14 protein-coding genes and 1 other annotated feature are annotated in these 15,202 nt (G+C 48.7%); of the genes, 3 read left to right on the top strand and 11 right to left on the bottom strand.

The features are described from left to right. Positions 1–551: 551 nt before the first annotated feature. Positions 552–1,811 (bottom strand): tyrosine--tRNA ligase, encoded by a 1,260-nt coding sequence (tyrS, locus tag ACKTSF_RS01065; protein ID WP_407885806.1) that lies wholly within the window; start codon positions 1,809–1,811, stop codon positions 552–554. 56 nt (positions 1,812–1,867) lie between these two features. After that, positions 1,868–2,065 (bottom strand) — a binding site (T-box leader). 78 nt (positions 2,066–2,143) lie between these two features. Continuing rightward, positions 2,144–3,514 carry an Nramp family divalent metal transporter gene (locus ACKTSF_RS01060; protein WP_407885805.1) on the bottom strand — a complete coding sequence of 457 codons (1,371 nt, stop codon included), beginning with the start codon at positions 3,512–3,514 and terminating at the stop codon, positions 2,144–2,146. A gap of 203 nt (positions 3,515–3,717) precedes the next feature. On the opposite strand from ACKTSF_RS01060, the gene ACKTSF_RS01055 reads away from it, so the two are divergent. Beyond that, positions 3,718–3,948 carry a hypothetical protein gene (locus tag ACKTSF_RS01055; RefSeq protein ID WP_407885803.1) on the top strand — a complete coding sequence of 77 codons (231 nt, stop codon included), beginning with the start codon at positions 3,718–3,720 and terminating at the stop codon, positions 3,946–3,948. Positions 3,949–4,005: 57 nt separating this feature from the next. On the opposite strand, the gene ACKTSF_RS01050 is transcribed toward ACKTSF_RS01055, so the two are convergent. The 5 genes from ACKTSF_RS01050 to ACKTSF_RS01030 all read right to left on the bottom strand — a co-directional run bounded on the left by ACKTSF_RS01050 (position 4,006) and on the right by ACKTSF_RS01030 (position 9,038). Continuing rightward, positions 4,006–4,374 (bottom strand): MarR family winged helix-turn-helix transcriptional regulator, encoded by a 369-nt coding sequence (locus tag ACKTSF_RS01050; RefSeq protein ID WP_407885801.1) that lies wholly within the window; start codon positions 4,372–4,374, stop codon positions 4,006–4,008. Between the two features lie 317 nt (positions 4,375–4,691). Continuing rightward, positions 4,692–6,188 carry a helix-turn-helix domain-containing protein gene (locus ACKTSF_RS01045; RefSeq protein ID WP_407885799.1) on the bottom strand — a complete coding sequence of 499 codons (1,497 nt, stop codon included), beginning with the start codon at positions 6,186–6,188 and terminating at the stop codon, positions 4,692–4,694. Positions 6,189–6,290: 102 nt separating this feature from the next. Then, positions 6,291–6,533 (bottom strand): hypothetical protein, encoded by a 243-nt coding sequence (locus ACKTSF_RS01040; RefSeq protein ID WP_407885797.1) that lies wholly within the window; start codon positions 6,531–6,533, stop codon positions 6,291–6,293. A gap of 345 nt (positions 6,534–6,878) precedes the next feature. After that, entirely contained in the window at positions 6,879–8,285 is a 1,407-nt protein-coding gene (locus tag ACKTSF_RS01035; RefSeq protein WP_407885796.1) for a cytosine permease, read from the bottom strand. A gap of 312 nt (positions 8,286–8,597) precedes the next feature. Further along, positions 8,598–9,038, bottom strand: a complete 441-nt coding sequence (locus ACKTSF_RS01030) for a nucleoside 2-deoxyribosyltransferase (RefSeq protein ID WP_407885794.1) — start codon at positions 9,036–9,038, stop codon at positions 8,598–8,600. A gap of 514 nt (positions 9,039–9,552) precedes the next feature. Between ACKTSF_RS01030 and ACKTSF_RS01025 the strand changes: the two genes are divergently transcribed. Both ACKTSF_RS01025 and ACKTSF_RS01020 read left to right on the top strand, forming a co-directional pair. Next, a complete protein-coding gene (locus ACKTSF_RS01025; protein WP_407885792.1) occupies positions 9,553–10,029 on the top strand; it encodes a PH domain-containing protein in 477 nt (158 codons plus the stop codon). Further along, the gene (locus tag ACKTSF_RS01020) at positions 10,016–11,479 is read left to right on the top strand and encodes a PH domain-containing protein (RefSeq protein WP_407885790.1); all 1,464 of its coding nucleotides are present in this window, start codon (positions 10,016–10,018) and stop codon (positions 11,477–11,479) included. The genes ACKTSF_RS01025 and ACKTSF_RS01020 overlap by 14 nt, the downstream gene beginning before the upstream one ends. Before the next feature lie 213 nt (positions 11,480–11,692). On the opposite strand, the gene ACKTSF_RS01015 is transcribed toward ACKTSF_RS01020, so the two are convergent. The 4 genes from ACKTSF_RS01015 to ACKTSF_RS01000 form a co-directional block, all read right to left on the bottom strand. After that, entirely contained in the window at positions 11,693–12,634 is a 942-nt protein-coding gene (locus tag ACKTSF_RS01015) for an ABC transporter permease (RefSeq protein WP_407885788.1), read from the bottom strand. Between the two features lie 16 nt (positions 12,635–12,650). Further along, the gene (locus tag ACKTSF_RS01010) at positions 12,651–13,544 is read right to left on the bottom strand and encodes an ATP-binding cassette domain-containing protein (protein WP_407885786.1); all 894 of its coding nucleotides are present in this window, start codon (positions 13,542–13,544) and stop codon (positions 12,651–12,653) included. Next, positions 13,541–13,915, bottom strand: a complete 375-nt coding sequence (locus ACKTSF_RS01005; RefSeq protein ID WP_407885784.1) for a GntR family transcriptional regulator — start codon at positions 13,913–13,915, stop codon at positions 13,541–13,543. Before ACKTSF_RS01005 ends, ACKTSF_RS01010 begins: the two co-directional genes overlap by 4 nt. A gap of 522 nt (positions 13,916–14,437) precedes the next feature. Beyond that, complete coding sequence (locus ACKTSF_RS01000; protein WP_407885782.1) at positions 14,438–15,178, bottom strand: DUF975 family protein; 741 nt, start codon at positions 15,176–15,178, stop codon at positions 14,438–14,440. Positions 15,179–15,202: the final 24 nt, after the last annotated feature.

Here is a 15,202-nt window from a genome sequence, read left to right as displayed (position 1 = left end):
TCATCGATTGTTGTTACTTTTTGTTATAAAAGCGAATTGACTTCGCAAATATTGTTTGGGTTTGATACCAAGTATCAAACCGCCCTACACATATTTGGTTTGTCGAAACAATGTTCAGTTTTCAAAGGTCTACGTTGCCAACTACCGAAGTAATCAGCTCATTTATCATATCATTTGACTGATTTGATGTCAACAAGAAGTTTGATTTAACAACGTTTCTAGTTGATTTGCTGCCACAAACACAACAGCCTAATTATCATAACATTTTGTCATCATCACTGTCAACAACTAATTTCAATCTTTCGGATTGGTCTAGTTGGTAACTCGCGTTGACAACGTATATAACTATACCAAGCGAGAGGCCTACCGTCAACTAAATATTGAAAATAAATTCATCTTTTTCCAAAGGCAAAGCTTATAGTTGAAAGCGGCTGAATCGTTAGCTGACGGCCGTGTGTTTCTTCTTTTTGATGGTTGCCATGTTCGTCTTTAATTTGCCGTTAAAAAGGCAGTCACCTAAAACGGCAACTGCCTTTCACAAAAAGCTGTAATTATTTAGTGATTCGAACTAAGAAGTAACGCTTTTTCCCACGGCGAACAATGACAAACTTACCATCGAAGGCACTACTTGGGTCAACTTCCGCATCCGTATCCGTAATTTTCTCACCATTGATCCGAATTGCACCGTTGGTCAGATCTTCCCGTGCTTGACGACGTGAAGATTCAATCTTGGTGTCGTCAACTAACCACTCTACCAGATTCTTCTTATCACCACTGACTGTCACAGAAGGCATCTTCTTGAAGCCTTGTTCGATTTCACTGGCCGTCAAGTCTGCAACATCCCCAGAGAACAGGGCCTTGGTAATGTGTTGGGCTTCAACCACAGCATCATGTCCATGAACAAATTCGGTCACTTCTTCAGCTAAGCGAATCTGAGCTTCACGTTTCTTAGGGGCCGTTGCAACTGCTGTTTCCAACGCCTTGATCTGGTCTTGATCCAGGAAGGTAAAGTACTTCAACAACTTGATAACGTCCTTATCATTTGTGTTAAACCAGAATTGATAGAATTCATACGGCGACGTCTTTTCTGGATCAAGCCAGATGTTCCCACCTTCGGATTTCCCGAATTTAGTGCCGTCTTCCTTCAATAATAGAGGAATGGTTAAGCCGTACGCCTTAGCGTCTGACCCTTTGAGCTTATGAATCAGGTCGATCCCAGCTGTGATGTTCCCCCACTGGTCAGCACCACCGATTTGAAGTTGAACGTCTTCCTTCGTGAACAAATGAAGAAAATCAATGGATTGTAGGATTTGGTATGTGAATTCTGTGTAGGAAATTCCGACCTCCAAACGAGAAGCAACGACTTCCTTGTTCAACATGTTATTCACGTTGAAGAGTTTCCCGTAGTCCCGCAAGAAGTCCAGCAGGGAGATCTTAGACAGCCAATCGTAGTTGTTCACAATCTTAAACGTACCATCTTGGCCGAAGAGGTGTTCCATTTGCTTTGTCAGGCAGTCTTGATTATGGCGAACCTGGTCCATCGTCTGGAGAACTCGTTCTGATTTTTTCCCAGAGGGATCACCAATAGAACCCGTGGCGCCACCAATAATGATGTAGGGCCGGTGACCGGCCAATTGGAATCGTTTCAGAATCATGAAGGGAATCAAGTGACCAATGTGCATGGAATCGCCAGTTGGATCGATTCCAACATACAGACCGACTGCCTTCTCGTTGACCAATTCGCCCAGACCAGCTTCATCAGTCTGTTGGTTAATCGCGCCACGCCATTTTAACTCATCAATAATTGACATTTCTGTTCCTCCTATAATAAATCTCTCAATAAAAAAGTCCCCAATGGCGCTATGCCATCAGGGACGAATTGAAATCCGCGTTACCACCCAAGTTGTTGTCAATCGACAACCGCTCGTCATCTTTAACGGAATGACCCGCCGATATCTCGGCCGCTCCTCAGCGTAATTCATGGTTACGGACGTTCTGACTCCCAGCACCGTCAGATTTCTTGACCGGAGCCGCACCCACTACTGAACTGATTCATTGCTTATGATGTCGATGATACCGGGACGACGGGCAAATGTCAATACACCACGTCACCTTTACTGTGACTTAACCGCATGCGGTCTCCCTAAAAGAGACTCGTAAGGCTTTCCCAAACGATCTGAATGTTCAGCAACGTGAGCACAACCGTACACGTCCACGCTAAGACCGTAATCCAGCGTTTGTTGACGTATTCCGTTCCCATGATTTTCTTAGACGACGTGAAGATTGTCAGTGGAATCATGGAAAAAGGTAGCGCAATCGACAGGAAGACCTGCGAATTGACCAACAGGCTGTCCAATGCGGCTTCGTTTCCGCCATAGATAATCGTACAAATAATCACAGGAACTACTGAGATCAGTCGTGTCACGAGGCGCCGGACCCACAACGGAATCTTTAGATTGATAAATCCTTCCATAATGACCTGACCCGTCAGTGTTCCAGTAATCGTCGAGTTCTGCCCTGAAGCCAATAACGCAACTGCAAACAGCGTGGATAACAGTGGTGAAGCGACCGCCCCAGCCAAATGGTTATCTTGCAAAGCGGCGTAGAGGTTCCCAAACGTTCCCAATTGATCCGTCCCCTTACCAAAGAACATTGCCGCCCCCAACAAGAGGAGCAAGCAGTTGATAATGAACGCGCCAAATAACTGAATGTTAGAATCCCAAGTCGTAAACTTCACTGCCCGTCGCATTTCGGCCGGATCTTCACGGTTGAATTTACGGGTCTGCGAAATCGACGAATGTAGATACAGGTTATGTGGCATCACTGTCGCCCCAACAATTCCCAAAGCCATCGTCAGTTGCCCTGAATGGACAATCTCAGTCCGTGGAATAAAGTTCGCCACGGCCGCACCCATGTTGGGTTGGGCAATAATCACTTCGTAAGCAAAGACCACCAAGATCACAGTGATCAGACAGATGACAATCGCTTCAATCTTTCTAAAACCTAACTTCGTTAACAATAAGAGTAATAAGACATCGAATACCGTCAGCGACACCCCGAGAATCAACGGTACACCGAACAACAATTGCAAGGCAATCGCGCCCCCAATAACTTCGGCAATATCTGTTGCCATGATGGCAAGCTCGGTCACGACCCACAGCACGGCCCCAATCCGTTTACTGGTATGCGCACGCGTAGCTTGTGCAAGGTCCATTTGCGTCACGATGCCCAGTTTAGCCGCCATGTATTGCAGTAACATCGCGATTAAACTCGACATCAAGATCACCGACATCAGCAGGTAGCCATACTTGGCACCCCCACCGATCGAGGTTACCCAGTTTCCAGGATCCATGTACCCCACCGCAACCAATGCACCAGGTCCGGAGAAAGCCATCAAATTTCTGATAAAGCCTTTTTCCTTGGGTACCGTTACAGTCCCATTAACCTCTTCCAATGACGGTCCGTTTGCGTAGCCGGCCATCTTTGTCGACTTCGTTGAAACGTTGTCTGTCATATTTTCCAACTCCCCTATCTTTTTATCTCTCCCCATTATACTGACAGCAAGCAGATTGTAAAGACTTTTTTAATTGTCCCTAACTTTAATTTTATATTACCCATTAAATAGATAATCCTAAAAATACAAAATTTGCTTGTGTTTTCAACGGGTTTGCATCATAATAATTTTTATATTTTATTTTGCAGAAAGTGGTGATTCCGATGACCCATACAAAAATGTTCATTGAATTATTGGCGCCCTTATTTATTGCCGTTCTCACAATCGCTGGTCTATCAGTTGTTGTGAAATGGCAAGTTACGGCGGCCACCGTGGGTCTAGGAACCCTCGGTGCTGCTGGCCTGGTCATGGTCGTTGTCAGTGGCTTACTCGCTGACCTCTGGACACGGCGGCACACAGCCACCCCCGTTAAATCGCAAGCTAAAAACCGGTAACCTCTCGTAGGCTACCGGTTTTTTATCCACTTTTCACGATCTCCGGTGGGCATTGTACTATTCGATGCCGCTCTGCAGTTGTTGAAGCGTTGAATCCAACGTTGCTGGCAGTTTCTCCTGGATCAAATCCAGTTTTTTCTGGCCCAACACCGTCAGCGTAAGGTACCGCCGGCGCCGATCTTTCGTCGCCACCCGTTGGCTCAGATATCCCTGCTTACATAGATCAACAACCAAATTCGATGTCCGGGTTGCTGAAAATCCTAATTTTTGCGCCGCCTGTGCAACTGACAGGTCTTCTCCGGCCACGTAGGTCAGCAACTGGCACTGCGGTAAATTCAGGCTTAGCTCCGTCAGCGGTTGGTTATAGCACTGCGTCACTAAGCCGTAGATCTCGGTTAACTTTTGTAATTGCTCATGCTTCACCATTTTCCCAACTCCAATTGCTGCATAATTGTATACGCTTTCATTATATCATTAACTGTCTACTGTGAAACAATACGGCCACACAATTAGTCCGCCATATAGTCTAATTTGACCCCCAAAAGTTAATTTATTCCACTAAACCAGCATAAGGGATACGCACTACCAGTGCCAGAATGCCACTTGTTGCGGGAATATGCTACGGTCTTCCCGCTCTATATAAACAAAAAGTAGGCTAGAAATGTTTCCTAGCCTACCAATACCATCCATTATTCGTAAAATAGTCATGTCTAAAGGTCATCTCAACACCTATGGAACACGCGCTAAGAATCCTCGTCCAGCGGATGCGTCCGATTATTGAAATCCAACGCAAAGAGCGACAACTCGTGGTGGCGTAGCACCCGAATCAGACGATCCAGATTCTCTCCATAAGCTAACTCCTTGACCCAATGGAAGGCTTCTAAATGATTACGATCCGCGAAGCCTGCCGCCAAAGGATCAACGCCGTAAATAACTAGATAATTATCTCGGTTCCTCGTATCAATGACGGTCTGATCAGTCAACAAACTGAGGTGCACGATGCCACTCAATAGCCGGTTAAAGATATCAGTCGTCACACCGATCATGTCGTAGGTGACCAGAATTTCAACCTTGGCTTCCGTCAGAGTCAGACCGTTCGTATACTTGCTCAAATGCTTCTGTACCAGTCGAATGTCGGCAGCTGCTACCTCACCGGAATAGAGCCGTCCCATGCTCTTAGCCAGTGCCACGGCCGCAGCCATCGACGACTCTGTCGGCTTGTATAGGGCCGTGATTTCCGGCCGCAACAACGGGTCCACTCGGAAGAGCAACATGAACTGGCAAAGTGAGAATAGCCAGTTAGCGAACCAGTCACGCCCGGTCGCATAGTCAGTCAGTTCCCGCACGCCGGGCGCTAATTCATAACTACCCAGGCGTTGCTTGATTCCCAAATAGATGCGATGCATGGCCTGGGGCTGTAAAGCCCGAACGAAATACGGTGAACTCGTCAGCAAATAATCCAGCGTGGCCAATTCCGTCAGTACTTCCTGCGGCGTGTCTCCAAGTCGGGTCTGCAGAGCACCCGCCAAGCCTCGTAGGTCAGTCAAATGCCCCAGTGGAAAACGCAGTGGCGCATAACGATGTCCCTGATCCAAACGCAGTAACGCCAACGTGACCAGCAGATTCTTTCGTTGGGTCAGACTAGTGGATTCCTGATAAATGGCACTATTAGCATAAGTCGTCATAACCTGATCGTGAATGGGTCGCATCCGTGCCGAAAGCTTCGGCAAATCCGTCACTGGTGTCAGCGTCGTGCTAAACAACATAAAATAAAGCAGTTGAATCAACGCTTCGTTGCCCACGACTCGCAGGGGATTGGCCGTCAGTTGTAAGTCATACTGCGCGAGTTGCTGCTTCATATCCTTCATGCGCCGATTGAAGGTGGACGTACTGATGCCCAGATCGGCACAAAAGGTGCTAGTCTGCTGATAATCCTCCCGCAACGTTGCTAGCATCGCCTGATACGGAATGCTCTGACGATAGAGCCAGCGACGGTAGTCATCCATTGTAACGCTCGTCACCAAATCATCTTTGGTCAACAGCGTTTGTCGGTCCAACACCTCCAAGTCCGCTCGGAGATTCAGCAGGACATGGTAGGCGCGCGAGTAACTCACTTTGGTCATTTCGGCAAATTCTGTCAAACTAAAGTGACGTTTCTCATCATTGATAAAGGTCAACAGCCGAATCTTCAACGTCTCCTTGGCCGTCAACATCGCAAAGTCGATCTTCAATTCTCTCACTTCTCATTCGCCTGGCATAAATGAAAGCCCCCTAACCACTAAAAAGTCAGGGAGTTTTTGCGCCATTATTATTTTCTGTATTCTTATAGCCTAGTTAACATACTAGTCAATACTTGAAATGGTCACGTTACGAGCATCGAATTCCGTTAGGGTCTCCTTCAAGATAATCCGGGGATCATCATAGCGAATGCCAGGAAGTGCACTGCTAACGTAATTTCCTGTCAATTTTCCTGCGGCCACCTCTGGTTGAATGAGGACATTTAACCCATCACTTGTGGTCAAGGTCACACTCTTACCGTCCGTCAATCGGTCAACTAATGGTAAAATCGGCATCTTTTGCATCATTCTGATCACCCTCCTATACTAGCTTCCAACCACATTCTAACACGTTCGCCCGCAGACACCTTGCTTCATTGCTTGCTAATTCGTGCTGGTCACTATCTCTGACTTTTCCCTAACCGACTATTTCGAATCTGTCTTAAGCATACCTAGTACGACCTGCTCTCCCAAAGCAAACGTCCGACAAAGTTCAGTGTTGGCTGTCAACTAACTTTAGTCGCGCTGATGCTCTACAAAAATAGGGACAGAATGCCAAAAACACGGCAATCCATTCACTCTCGTCATGAATTGCCGTGTTAGTTTCTTCTATATTAAATGAGTTCCTAATTGTATCCGTTTCCCGCTTAATTTCTACGAAGCTTTGACTGGCGCTGTAGTCCGGGTAAAACGCATGCCAACGAAGTAGATAATCGCCGTGATCGCCATTGCAATAAAGGTTGCACCGATCGTTGTCGCAATCGCCGGCACCTGCTTCAAGCCCCAGTAGGCAACGACCCCCAAGCCCCAACTTGCCACTGCAATCCAGTTAACACCGTGCGCATACCAATAGGCCCCATGAATCTTAGTGAACTCGCTCAGTTTATATTGCTTGCCCTTCAGGATAAAGTAATCGACTAAGAAGATCGCGATTTCCGGTCCCAAGAACATCCCGATACCATCCAGAAAGGTCTCGAAGACATCCAGGAAGCTGGCGAGGTAGACCGGGATAAAGGTGACCGCCGTTGCCGCTAGCGTCACGATCCACAGACTCACGTTCAATGACAGCCGGTGCGTCATGTTGGTCAGCGCAGACCCTGCCGACATCAGATTGACCGCGTTGGCTGTGGTGCTGGTCAGCACAATCACCAGTAAGGCGATGATCCCCAGCCCCAATTTAGCAGCGACCGTACTTGGGTCAGAGTTATTCGGGTCGAAATGGTTCAGTGAGACCGCAGTCCCAATCGTAGCAAATAGGCCGATGAAGGCGAACCAGAACAGGCCAAAGTTGGCACCCAAGAAGCTAGCCTTGGTGGCTGCCGCTTTCTTATTGGTGAACCGACTAAAGTCAGATGCCGCTGTCACCCATGCCAAGTTAAAGGCCGCTAAGGTGTCAGCAGCCACCCCAGAGGTCATCCGCATACTGTGTGGTGGCTGCCAGCCGACGATTTCATGGAAGGAGACCGTTCGAAATACAACCACGGATTCCCACAAGACGAAGATAACGACCAGGATAATACCAATTCGTTCGATCAACCGAACCGACCGTTCGCCCAATGAAATACTTAATAAATGCAAGATGCTCATGATGATAATCCCGACGATCAACCCGAAGGTCCCACCCGGTTTGCCATACAAAGGCCAGCCGAAGAGCTCCCCGAAGATGTAACTAATCGATGTTGCCGCGATAAATGTATTGACCGCAGCCCACCCGATAAACTGAATCACGTTAATGACCGAGGGAATAAAGCTCCCACGTAGCCCAAACGAGGCTCGAGTCAGCGCCATTGCCGGTAATCCTGTGCGGTAACCCATGTAACTGGCCACTGCCAGTAAAGCGTAAGAGATCAATCCCACAACGACTAACGTGGTCGACGCCGTCAAGAACCCACAGGCGGCAATAACCCCACCAATATACCAAGTTCCGTTATTAGCGTTAGCACCAATCCACGTAGCAAACATGTCCCAATTGGACATTCGCCGGTGCTCACGGGGAATTGATTCAACTCTCCCGAATTCCTTAGGTGCTTTTGTTGCGGTTGCTTTAATCTCTTGTGCCATACGTCCTCACCTTTCTCTTCTCGAATGCTGCGAACTGTTTTGACTCTGGAGCTATTAAATTGTGGTTACTGGTCGCCTGCAGCTTATGTTGCGAAGGTACCGTCAACTCTGTTGGCAGCTTCCCATCACTCTCCACGAGCACTCGCCAAGCCTAGACGATTAACCAGACGACCTATGTACATCGTGATCGGCAGAACACCGACCACGTTTAAGCCTTTAATTTGACGTTTCAACCTGTTAGTCCCTCAGTCACGATTCATTTTCACCGGCCCGGAGACGCAATAACCGCCACCTTAGCCCAAGCTGAGAAAACTAAAGAATTTGGCCAACAAACTCGCCAGCTGAGAGGGTGTTGAAGTCGTAAGTCTTGAAGTCCGCGACGTTTTTGCTGTACCAGTGCATGCTTTCAGTGATCATCAAGTTAACGGCTTCGTCTTTTTCCTGTAGCGCAATGATTGGTTTATGACTCATCGTGGCAACACCCAACTCGTAGGCCGTCCCGGAATCCAGATTCTCGGCTTCAAAGTCAATAACCGTGACAATCACATCGGCCACTGCAATTTGATCCATGTCACGGTGGAAGATTTCTGTGGCCCATGCCTTGGTAAACTGTTCGTTGGCAGCATCTTGATGAAGCCGTGGTGAGTAAAAGTCCTTGACTGTTGGATTGGCTTCCAAGGCAGCTTCCAAGCGTTTCACCCGGTCGACCTGTTCTGGACTAAAGAATGGACTCGCAACGTAAATCTGTGACATAACTAAATTCCTCCATCGATTCGATTTCAACCCTCTCGGCATGAAAAAAGCGGCCGAATCCCGCAAGAATTCCAGCCGCTAGGTTCACTCATGCTTAGGCGCACAAATGACTTCTACCGTACCTTTATCAGCCTCACGGGACTAAATTAAAAGGACTTATTTGGTTGTTGTAGAATATTATACGGGCCGACTGTTCATTCGTCAAACCCCAGATCGTCGAAAATGATTGGGGTTAATCGGTAAACCACCTGCTGTGTCAGTGATAACTAATTTTTTCAATTAATTCCCAAACGTCGGAAATTGCCGGTTTACGTATTGGGACCTTTAAGACCTGATTCTCACGGCTGGAACTCGGCCTAAAGACCGCACTTCGGCTTTAGCTGGCCGCTCTCAGCGTCACGCCCCATTTTCATCAGTCCGGCGGGGGCACCAAAAAATTAGTTAACCCCCATGGTTGTCAGGGGATTACGGACTTGCTACACTGGTTATATCAGGAGAGGAGTTTCAACCATCCATGTCATCTGAAAACCATCACTTGCCCAACCGCATTAAACTGATCTGGGGAATCAGCGCAGCCGGGAGTTTTGTCGCTTTGTTAGTCATCACCGGCATCATCTGGCTCACCTACCGCTACTGGGATTGGCCGCTCTGGCTGGTCTCTGCCTTTGTGGCAATCACCATCATCGAACCCATCATCGAAGCCGGGCTCATCCCCTACCGGTACCGATTCACACGCTACCAAATTTCTGCGGTCGCCGTTGAGATGCAGTCTGGTTTCATCTTTAAGAAACGGGTAGCCATTCCGATTGCTCGAGTCCAAAATGTGACCCTTAACGCCGGGCCCTTACTACAGTGGCAGAAGTTGACCAAGGTCTCGATTGCCACGGCTTCCACTGATCACGGCATCGAAGGGCTGGAACTCGATGAAGCTGAAGCATTACGCGATCAAATCATGCGGCTCGCGCGGGAGGCCCGCCATGCTGAAGGCTAAGCGTACCCATCCGCTGGGACTACTGTTGCACATTGCCAACGCAATTAAGGAATGCTGGTTTCTATTTATTATTATTTTCACGCTCTACAACCAGCCTCTCTGGTTCGCATTAGGCTGGGCCGGCGTTATCATCGCCATCTTCATCTGGCCAACCACCCGCTGGGCCACGTTGAGCTACCGCGTGACGCCAACGGCCGTCGAAGTGAACTCAGGTGTCTTTGTTCGGCATCACGAACACATCCCCTATTCACGGATTCAGACGGTTCAACGTAAACAGTGGTTCTTTCTGGCACCCTTTAAGCTGGAAGAGCTCTACATCGAGACTGCCAGTCACGACGACAGCAAGCCCGAGGCCCGTCTCGCCGCCGTTCCCACGACACTCGCAGATACCATTGACACCTACCGTTTGGGAGCAGTCACGTCACCAACTGGTGCGCCAGACACGATGGCAACGACGGACACTGCAGGGACGGATGATGCACCAGTAACTGCAGCCACCACGGTGACCGCTCATTACCGTATCAATAACCGCACACTCCTCAAGTTTGCGTTTACTTCGACGGGATTCATCCCGCTGCTCTTGATTCTGTTAGCCATTTACAATAAAATTCCGCGCAACTGGACCGACACTTTGATTGCTGATGCCACTCATTTAGCGTTAGTCGTGCTGGTTGGTGGTGCCGTGGCCGTGGTCGTCATCGCTTGGATTGGGGCCTTTCTTTGGACCTACATCCGCTACTTTCACTTCGACGTTGCCTTACAGGGCGACCAGTTAAAAACGGCGAAGGGGCTGTTCCAGCGCAATACAATTACCGCCCCACTCAAACGGATCCAGGCCATCCGGGTCAAACAAAATATCTTTCGGCAGTGGTTACACATCCAAACCGTTCAAGTTTTACTGGCCTCCAAGGCCGCGTCCAAAGACGACGATGACGACCTGGTGATTCTGCCGGCCGTGCCACAATCACAGCTCTATGATGTCGCACCCCCATTTGTCAGCTGGCTGCCGGATCACACCCCGGACCTCGGTGACCTCAATGTTGCCGACCACCGAAAGTGGTACCTGGTGCGTAACGCCCTATTGATTGTCCTTGCACCGGTAGCCCTCGCCAGCTACTTTCTACCACACTGGATGGGGGCCTTTGCCCTGATCCTCGTCATCGCCTTCTTCCAGGGCCGCTTCGCCGCACGCCAAACCGGTGGTGGCTTGATCACACCCCGGATGCTGGCGCTACAGACCGGCCACATGTGGACCAAGGAAACCTACTACCTCCCCGTTGACATGATTCAATCAGTCCGGCTAAACCAGTCGATCTGGATGAAGCGAACCGGACTCATGCACCTCATCGTCAACGTACGTCATGGCAATAAGAACCAGGCAATTGAACTGCGCTATCTGAAAGCTGAACAGGCCCAACATATCTACGACTGGTACCTAGAGACTGTCTGAAAAGACCATCACCACAATCAAGGCCATTCCCCATCTAATCGGGAATGGCCTTTTTATATATTTTCTGACAAAAGGGGCACCCACAACCACAACAGTTGTTGGTACCCCTTCAATCTCGTCACGCCGTTCCCCAACGTCGTGACGCTCCCCTTGGTACTCACTGACTTCCCCAAGCCGTGGTGTACCGAACCTACTTTAGTTAAAACCTACTCTCTAGCCGCGTTTACGTTCACGCCATTGATGCCACTGCTCACCCAATCGGGGACGCCATAACCACGCGTATCCGAATAATATTGTCAGCAGAAGTACCAGCACGAATGACGTCCCATCTGACGTCCAACTGAAGAACATCGTGACGTAGATGACAAAGACGATGTATACCGGTACCCGCAAGTGTGGGAACATTAGGTACTCCCCGTTATGTTCCAGTGAAAGACGTTTATACAGAGCCACTCCCCAGATAAGCAGTCCCAGGGCGAGAATGACAGCAAACGTCAAGACGCACCACATGATCTGCGTATCTGATAGCGAGGTGAACTTCCTCACTATATTACCACCAAACGCACTATACCCGCCTAAAGAAAAGGTAAAGCCCGCGATGGTCACAACCAGTGGGCCACCTTGACCAATGATCAGAGAGGCAAACCAGCTGATGGCGAACAGACCAAACGAAATCATCAGTCCGAACAGCCAGGAGGACAGAATGCCCGGCCACCCAATATGCCAAGTGTAACCGCTCGGGGTACCAACCCAGTAAATCAGGTACTGCACGGCTGTTGCTGTGATATCGATGAATAAAAGGACCAGAAAAGCCACTTTGATTTTTGACCAGTAGATTCGTTGCCGGCTGAAGCCACTACTGAACAGAAATTGATTGAAATTATCCCGTAAGTCGAGATGCATCATTTCTAAGCCGGCCAACCAGGCAGCAATCATCAACCAGACGGAAAACCCGGAAAAGTAGGTTCCCCGATACGGTTCCCATTGTTGCATGGCTACGGCGCTCACCAGATTATGATTGTAGTGATCCCCAGCCACATCGTGGAGGGCAATCAGTGCGATCATGATGCATCCAAATAGGGCCATTGCCCCAATGGCAAATAACATTCTGCGATGGCGTTGCCAAATCAACTGATCTAAACGATTCTTAAACATGTCTGCGTCTCCTCCCCTACTTCAACAGCTGGTAACCCGTGTCGTGCGCCAAGTTAGCGCGGAACAGGTCTTCCAGAGTCAATGGTAATTCTTCAAACAGGACTGGCTTCAGCGCCTTCAACGCTTGGTCGATGGCGGGCGTGTAGTCGGTGATTACAACGACTAACACCCGACCAGAAACGCGGATCAATTGGCTATGTTCTTTGAGCACGTCTGGAATCACCTTGTCATTTAAGACCAGCTGAATTTTCTTGGCCCGCGCACGGACCTCTTCCAAGTTGTAGTCGTGAATTAACTGACTATCCTTCAGTAAGAGGACGCGATCACTCAAGCCATCCAACTCATTTAAATCATGTGAAGAGATCAAGAAACCCTTCCGTTGATCGGCCACTTCATCGATGACCATTGTGGCAATATTCTCACGCACAATCACGTCCAGCCCGTCAAAGGGTTCATCCAAAATGATGTAAGTTGCATTCGAAGTCAGCGCTAAGATCAGATTAACTAAAGCTCGCATCCCCTTGGAGAGTCGCCGATACTGACTGTTTCGATCAAGATCGAACTGCGCGATTAGCTTTGTATAGCGTTCGCCGTCAAAGTGGGGATACACCGTCCCAAAGAACCGAGGCAGTTCCCACAACCGATAAGTACTTAAAAAGTTATATTGTGTATCGATAAAGAAGAGTTGTTCCTGTCGGCTAGGTACTTCAAGCGTGTCCTCGCCGTCAATTGTGACGTGACCTGCTTCCGCCACGTATTGGTTCATCATCGTTCGAAATAACGTGGTCTTCCCCACACCATTTCGCCCGACTAAGCCGATGATTTCCCCAGGTGCCCATTCAAAGTTAATATCCTGAATGATTGGCCGCTGGCTAATCTGTTTACTTAATCCAGTGACTTGTAACGTCATTGTTCTACCCCCTCATATGCCGCCTTGATCCAATCGACAACTTCGTCCAGCGGTACGCCGAGGTACCGAATCTCCGTCAATAATGTCAGGAGTTGTTTCTTCGTGGCAACCACCTGAGCCGAATCGCCGGCCGGTGTGACTGCCTCGCGGACGTAAGTGCCCTTCCCGTGGACCGTAGTGATGACTTGCTGCGCTTCCAACTGCTTGTAAGCCTTGCTGACCGTGTTCGGGTTCAGTTGTTCCTGCCGTGCCATCTCTCTGACGGACGGTAACCGGTCACCCGGCCGCAAGATTCCCTGGACGATCTGTTGTTTAACGCGTAACACCAGCTGCTCATAGTACGGCAGACCCGATTGATCATTTACTTGCATGGTTTTCACCCCTTGGTTTGGCTACGTGTTCTGTGTGTACTATTATACCTAGTACAGTTAAAATGACAACCCCTTGTTTGAAAATTAATTGCAATCTCTGATTAGACTGGCACCTCCCGAGATGGTGAAAATGGATCGCCGGATCGCGATGGGCGGACGTTCAGAGTCACAAAGCGGTCTCTGAACTTACCTTTAAACCGCTAAGGCCCGCGTCTCAAAGACACCAGTTCTCTATGTGGCAAACCAACGCGCTAGCACATTGCCGAAACACAAAAGGACCAGCCAAACCGTAGCTCGCTGGTCCCAAAACTATAGTATATTTAAATTCCCCGAATTCAATGACGTCATAGTCCCCACTACGCCGTTGACCATTTCATCGCTAGGACCCCACAGGTGGCCTAACAATGATATTGCTACAAATCATTAACCCTAATCTAATCATAATCCCAGTAACCTTCTGAGCCATCTGTCGCAATGAATACGAACACTGATTGTCTCTAGGTTCGCCGTAGGAGTGGCTCCCTAGTCCACTCCATTACCGTTATTGTCGTGGTCATCGTCAACAGCCGTTCCCTGGGGCTCGTCGTAACGCACGACCAATTGATTAAAGAACTTCATCCGGGCCATGTCGTAGTAAGGTTGTACGAACAATCCCGCCAAGCCAAAGGTAATCATCGACAGCAAGAACCAGCCAATGAAACTCAGGTCCATGATGAACAAGAATGCCTTGTTACCGTCCATCAATTGCCGTGACTTCGTAATCGCCTGCAATGGTGACAGATCCTCACCCTTATCAACAGCGTCCCGATACAGGAAGAATGCCTGTGAATAGGAATAAGACTTAATGAAACCAGGCACGACCAACAGCAGACTCCATAGGAACGTGAAGATGGCAATCAGAATGCCAATGAAGATCCAGCCTAGAAAGTACCGACCGTTATCAAATAACTTGAAACTCCGTTGAATGGGATTATCCAATTCGGCGGTTCCCCGGTCGATGTCGATCATGGTCAAACGGGTCCCCGCCCGCATCATCGATCCCGCAATAATTAATAACCAGCCGAATGAAAAGAACCCGCTAATAACGGTACTCCCATTGTTCGACAACGTTTGTGTAAAGATGTTGACGCTACGCTCGTAAACCATCCCGCCGATCCAATTCAACGCGATCCAAAGAATTGAGAGTAATATGTAAAACCCAATGTGATCCAAGATTTGACTCTTGGCTCCTAATTTAAAATTAATTCGATCTTGCGAATCCATGTAAACTCCTCCTCGTTTTCATTG

Origin of the sequence: Levilactobacillus muriae, from assembly GCF_045862015.1 — a bacterium.
Lineage (GTDB): Bacteria > Bacillota > Bacilli > Lactobacillales > Lactobacillaceae > Levilactobacillus > Levilactobacillus muriae.
Note: the sequence above shows the minus strand (reverse complement) of the source record. Positions and strands in the feature narration are given on the sequence as shown.

Excerpts from the sequence above, each read along its gene's own strand:
- ACKTSF_RS01010 (WP_407885786.1), bottom strand. The coding sequence starts at position 13,544 with ATGACGTTACAAGTCACTGGATTAAGTAAACAGATTAGCCAGCGGCCA.
- ACKTSF_RS01005 (WP_407885784.1), bottom strand. The coding sequence starts at position 13,915 with ATGCAAGTAAATGATCAATCGGGTCTGCCGTACTATGAGCAGCTGGTG.
- ACKTSF_RS01040 (WP_407885797.1), bottom strand. The coding sequence starts at position 6,533 with ATGATGCAAAAGATGCCGATTTTACCATTAGTTGACCGATTGACGGAC.
- ACKTSF_RS01035 (WP_407885796.1), bottom strand. The coding sequence starts at position 8,285 with ATGGCACAAGAGATTAAAGCAACCGCAACAAAAGCACCTAAGGAATTC.
- ACKTSF_RS01060 (WP_407885805.1), bottom strand. The coding sequence starts at position 3,514 with ATGACAGACAACGTTTCAACGAAGTCGACAAAGATGGCCGGCTACGCA.
- tyrS (WP_407885806.1), bottom strand. The coding sequence starts at position 1,811 with ATGTCAATTATTGATGAGTTAAAATGGCGTGGCGCGATTAACCAACAG.
- ACKTSF_RS01015 (WP_407885788.1), bottom strand. The coding sequence starts at position 12,634 with ATGTTTAAGAATCGTTTAGATCAGTTGATTTGGCAACGCCATCGCAGA.
- ACKTSF_RS01030 (WP_407885794.1), bottom strand. The coding sequence starts at position 9,038 with ATGTCACAGATTTACGTTGCGAGTCCATTCTTTAGTCCAGAACAGGTC.
- ACKTSF_RS01025 (WP_407885792.1), top strand. The coding sequence starts at position 9,553 with ATGTCATCTGAAAACCATCACTTGCCCAACCGCATTAAACTGATCTGG.
- ACKTSF_RS01000 (WP_407885782.1), bottom strand. The coding sequence starts at position 15,178 with ATGGATTCGCAAGATCGAATTAATTTTAAATTAGGAGCCAAGAGTCAA.
- ACKTSF_RS01020 (WP_407885790.1), top strand. The coding sequence starts at position 10,016 with ATGCTGAAGGCTAAGCGTACCCATCCGCTGGGACTACTGTTGCACATT.
- ACKTSF_RS01050 (WP_407885801.1), bottom strand. The coding sequence starts at position 4,374 with ATGGTGAAGCATGAGCAATTACAAAAGTTAACCGAGATCTACGGCTTA.
- ACKTSF_RS01055 (WP_407885803.1), top strand. The coding sequence starts at position 3,718 with ATGACCCATACAAAAATGTTCATTGAATTATTGGCGCCCTTATTTATT.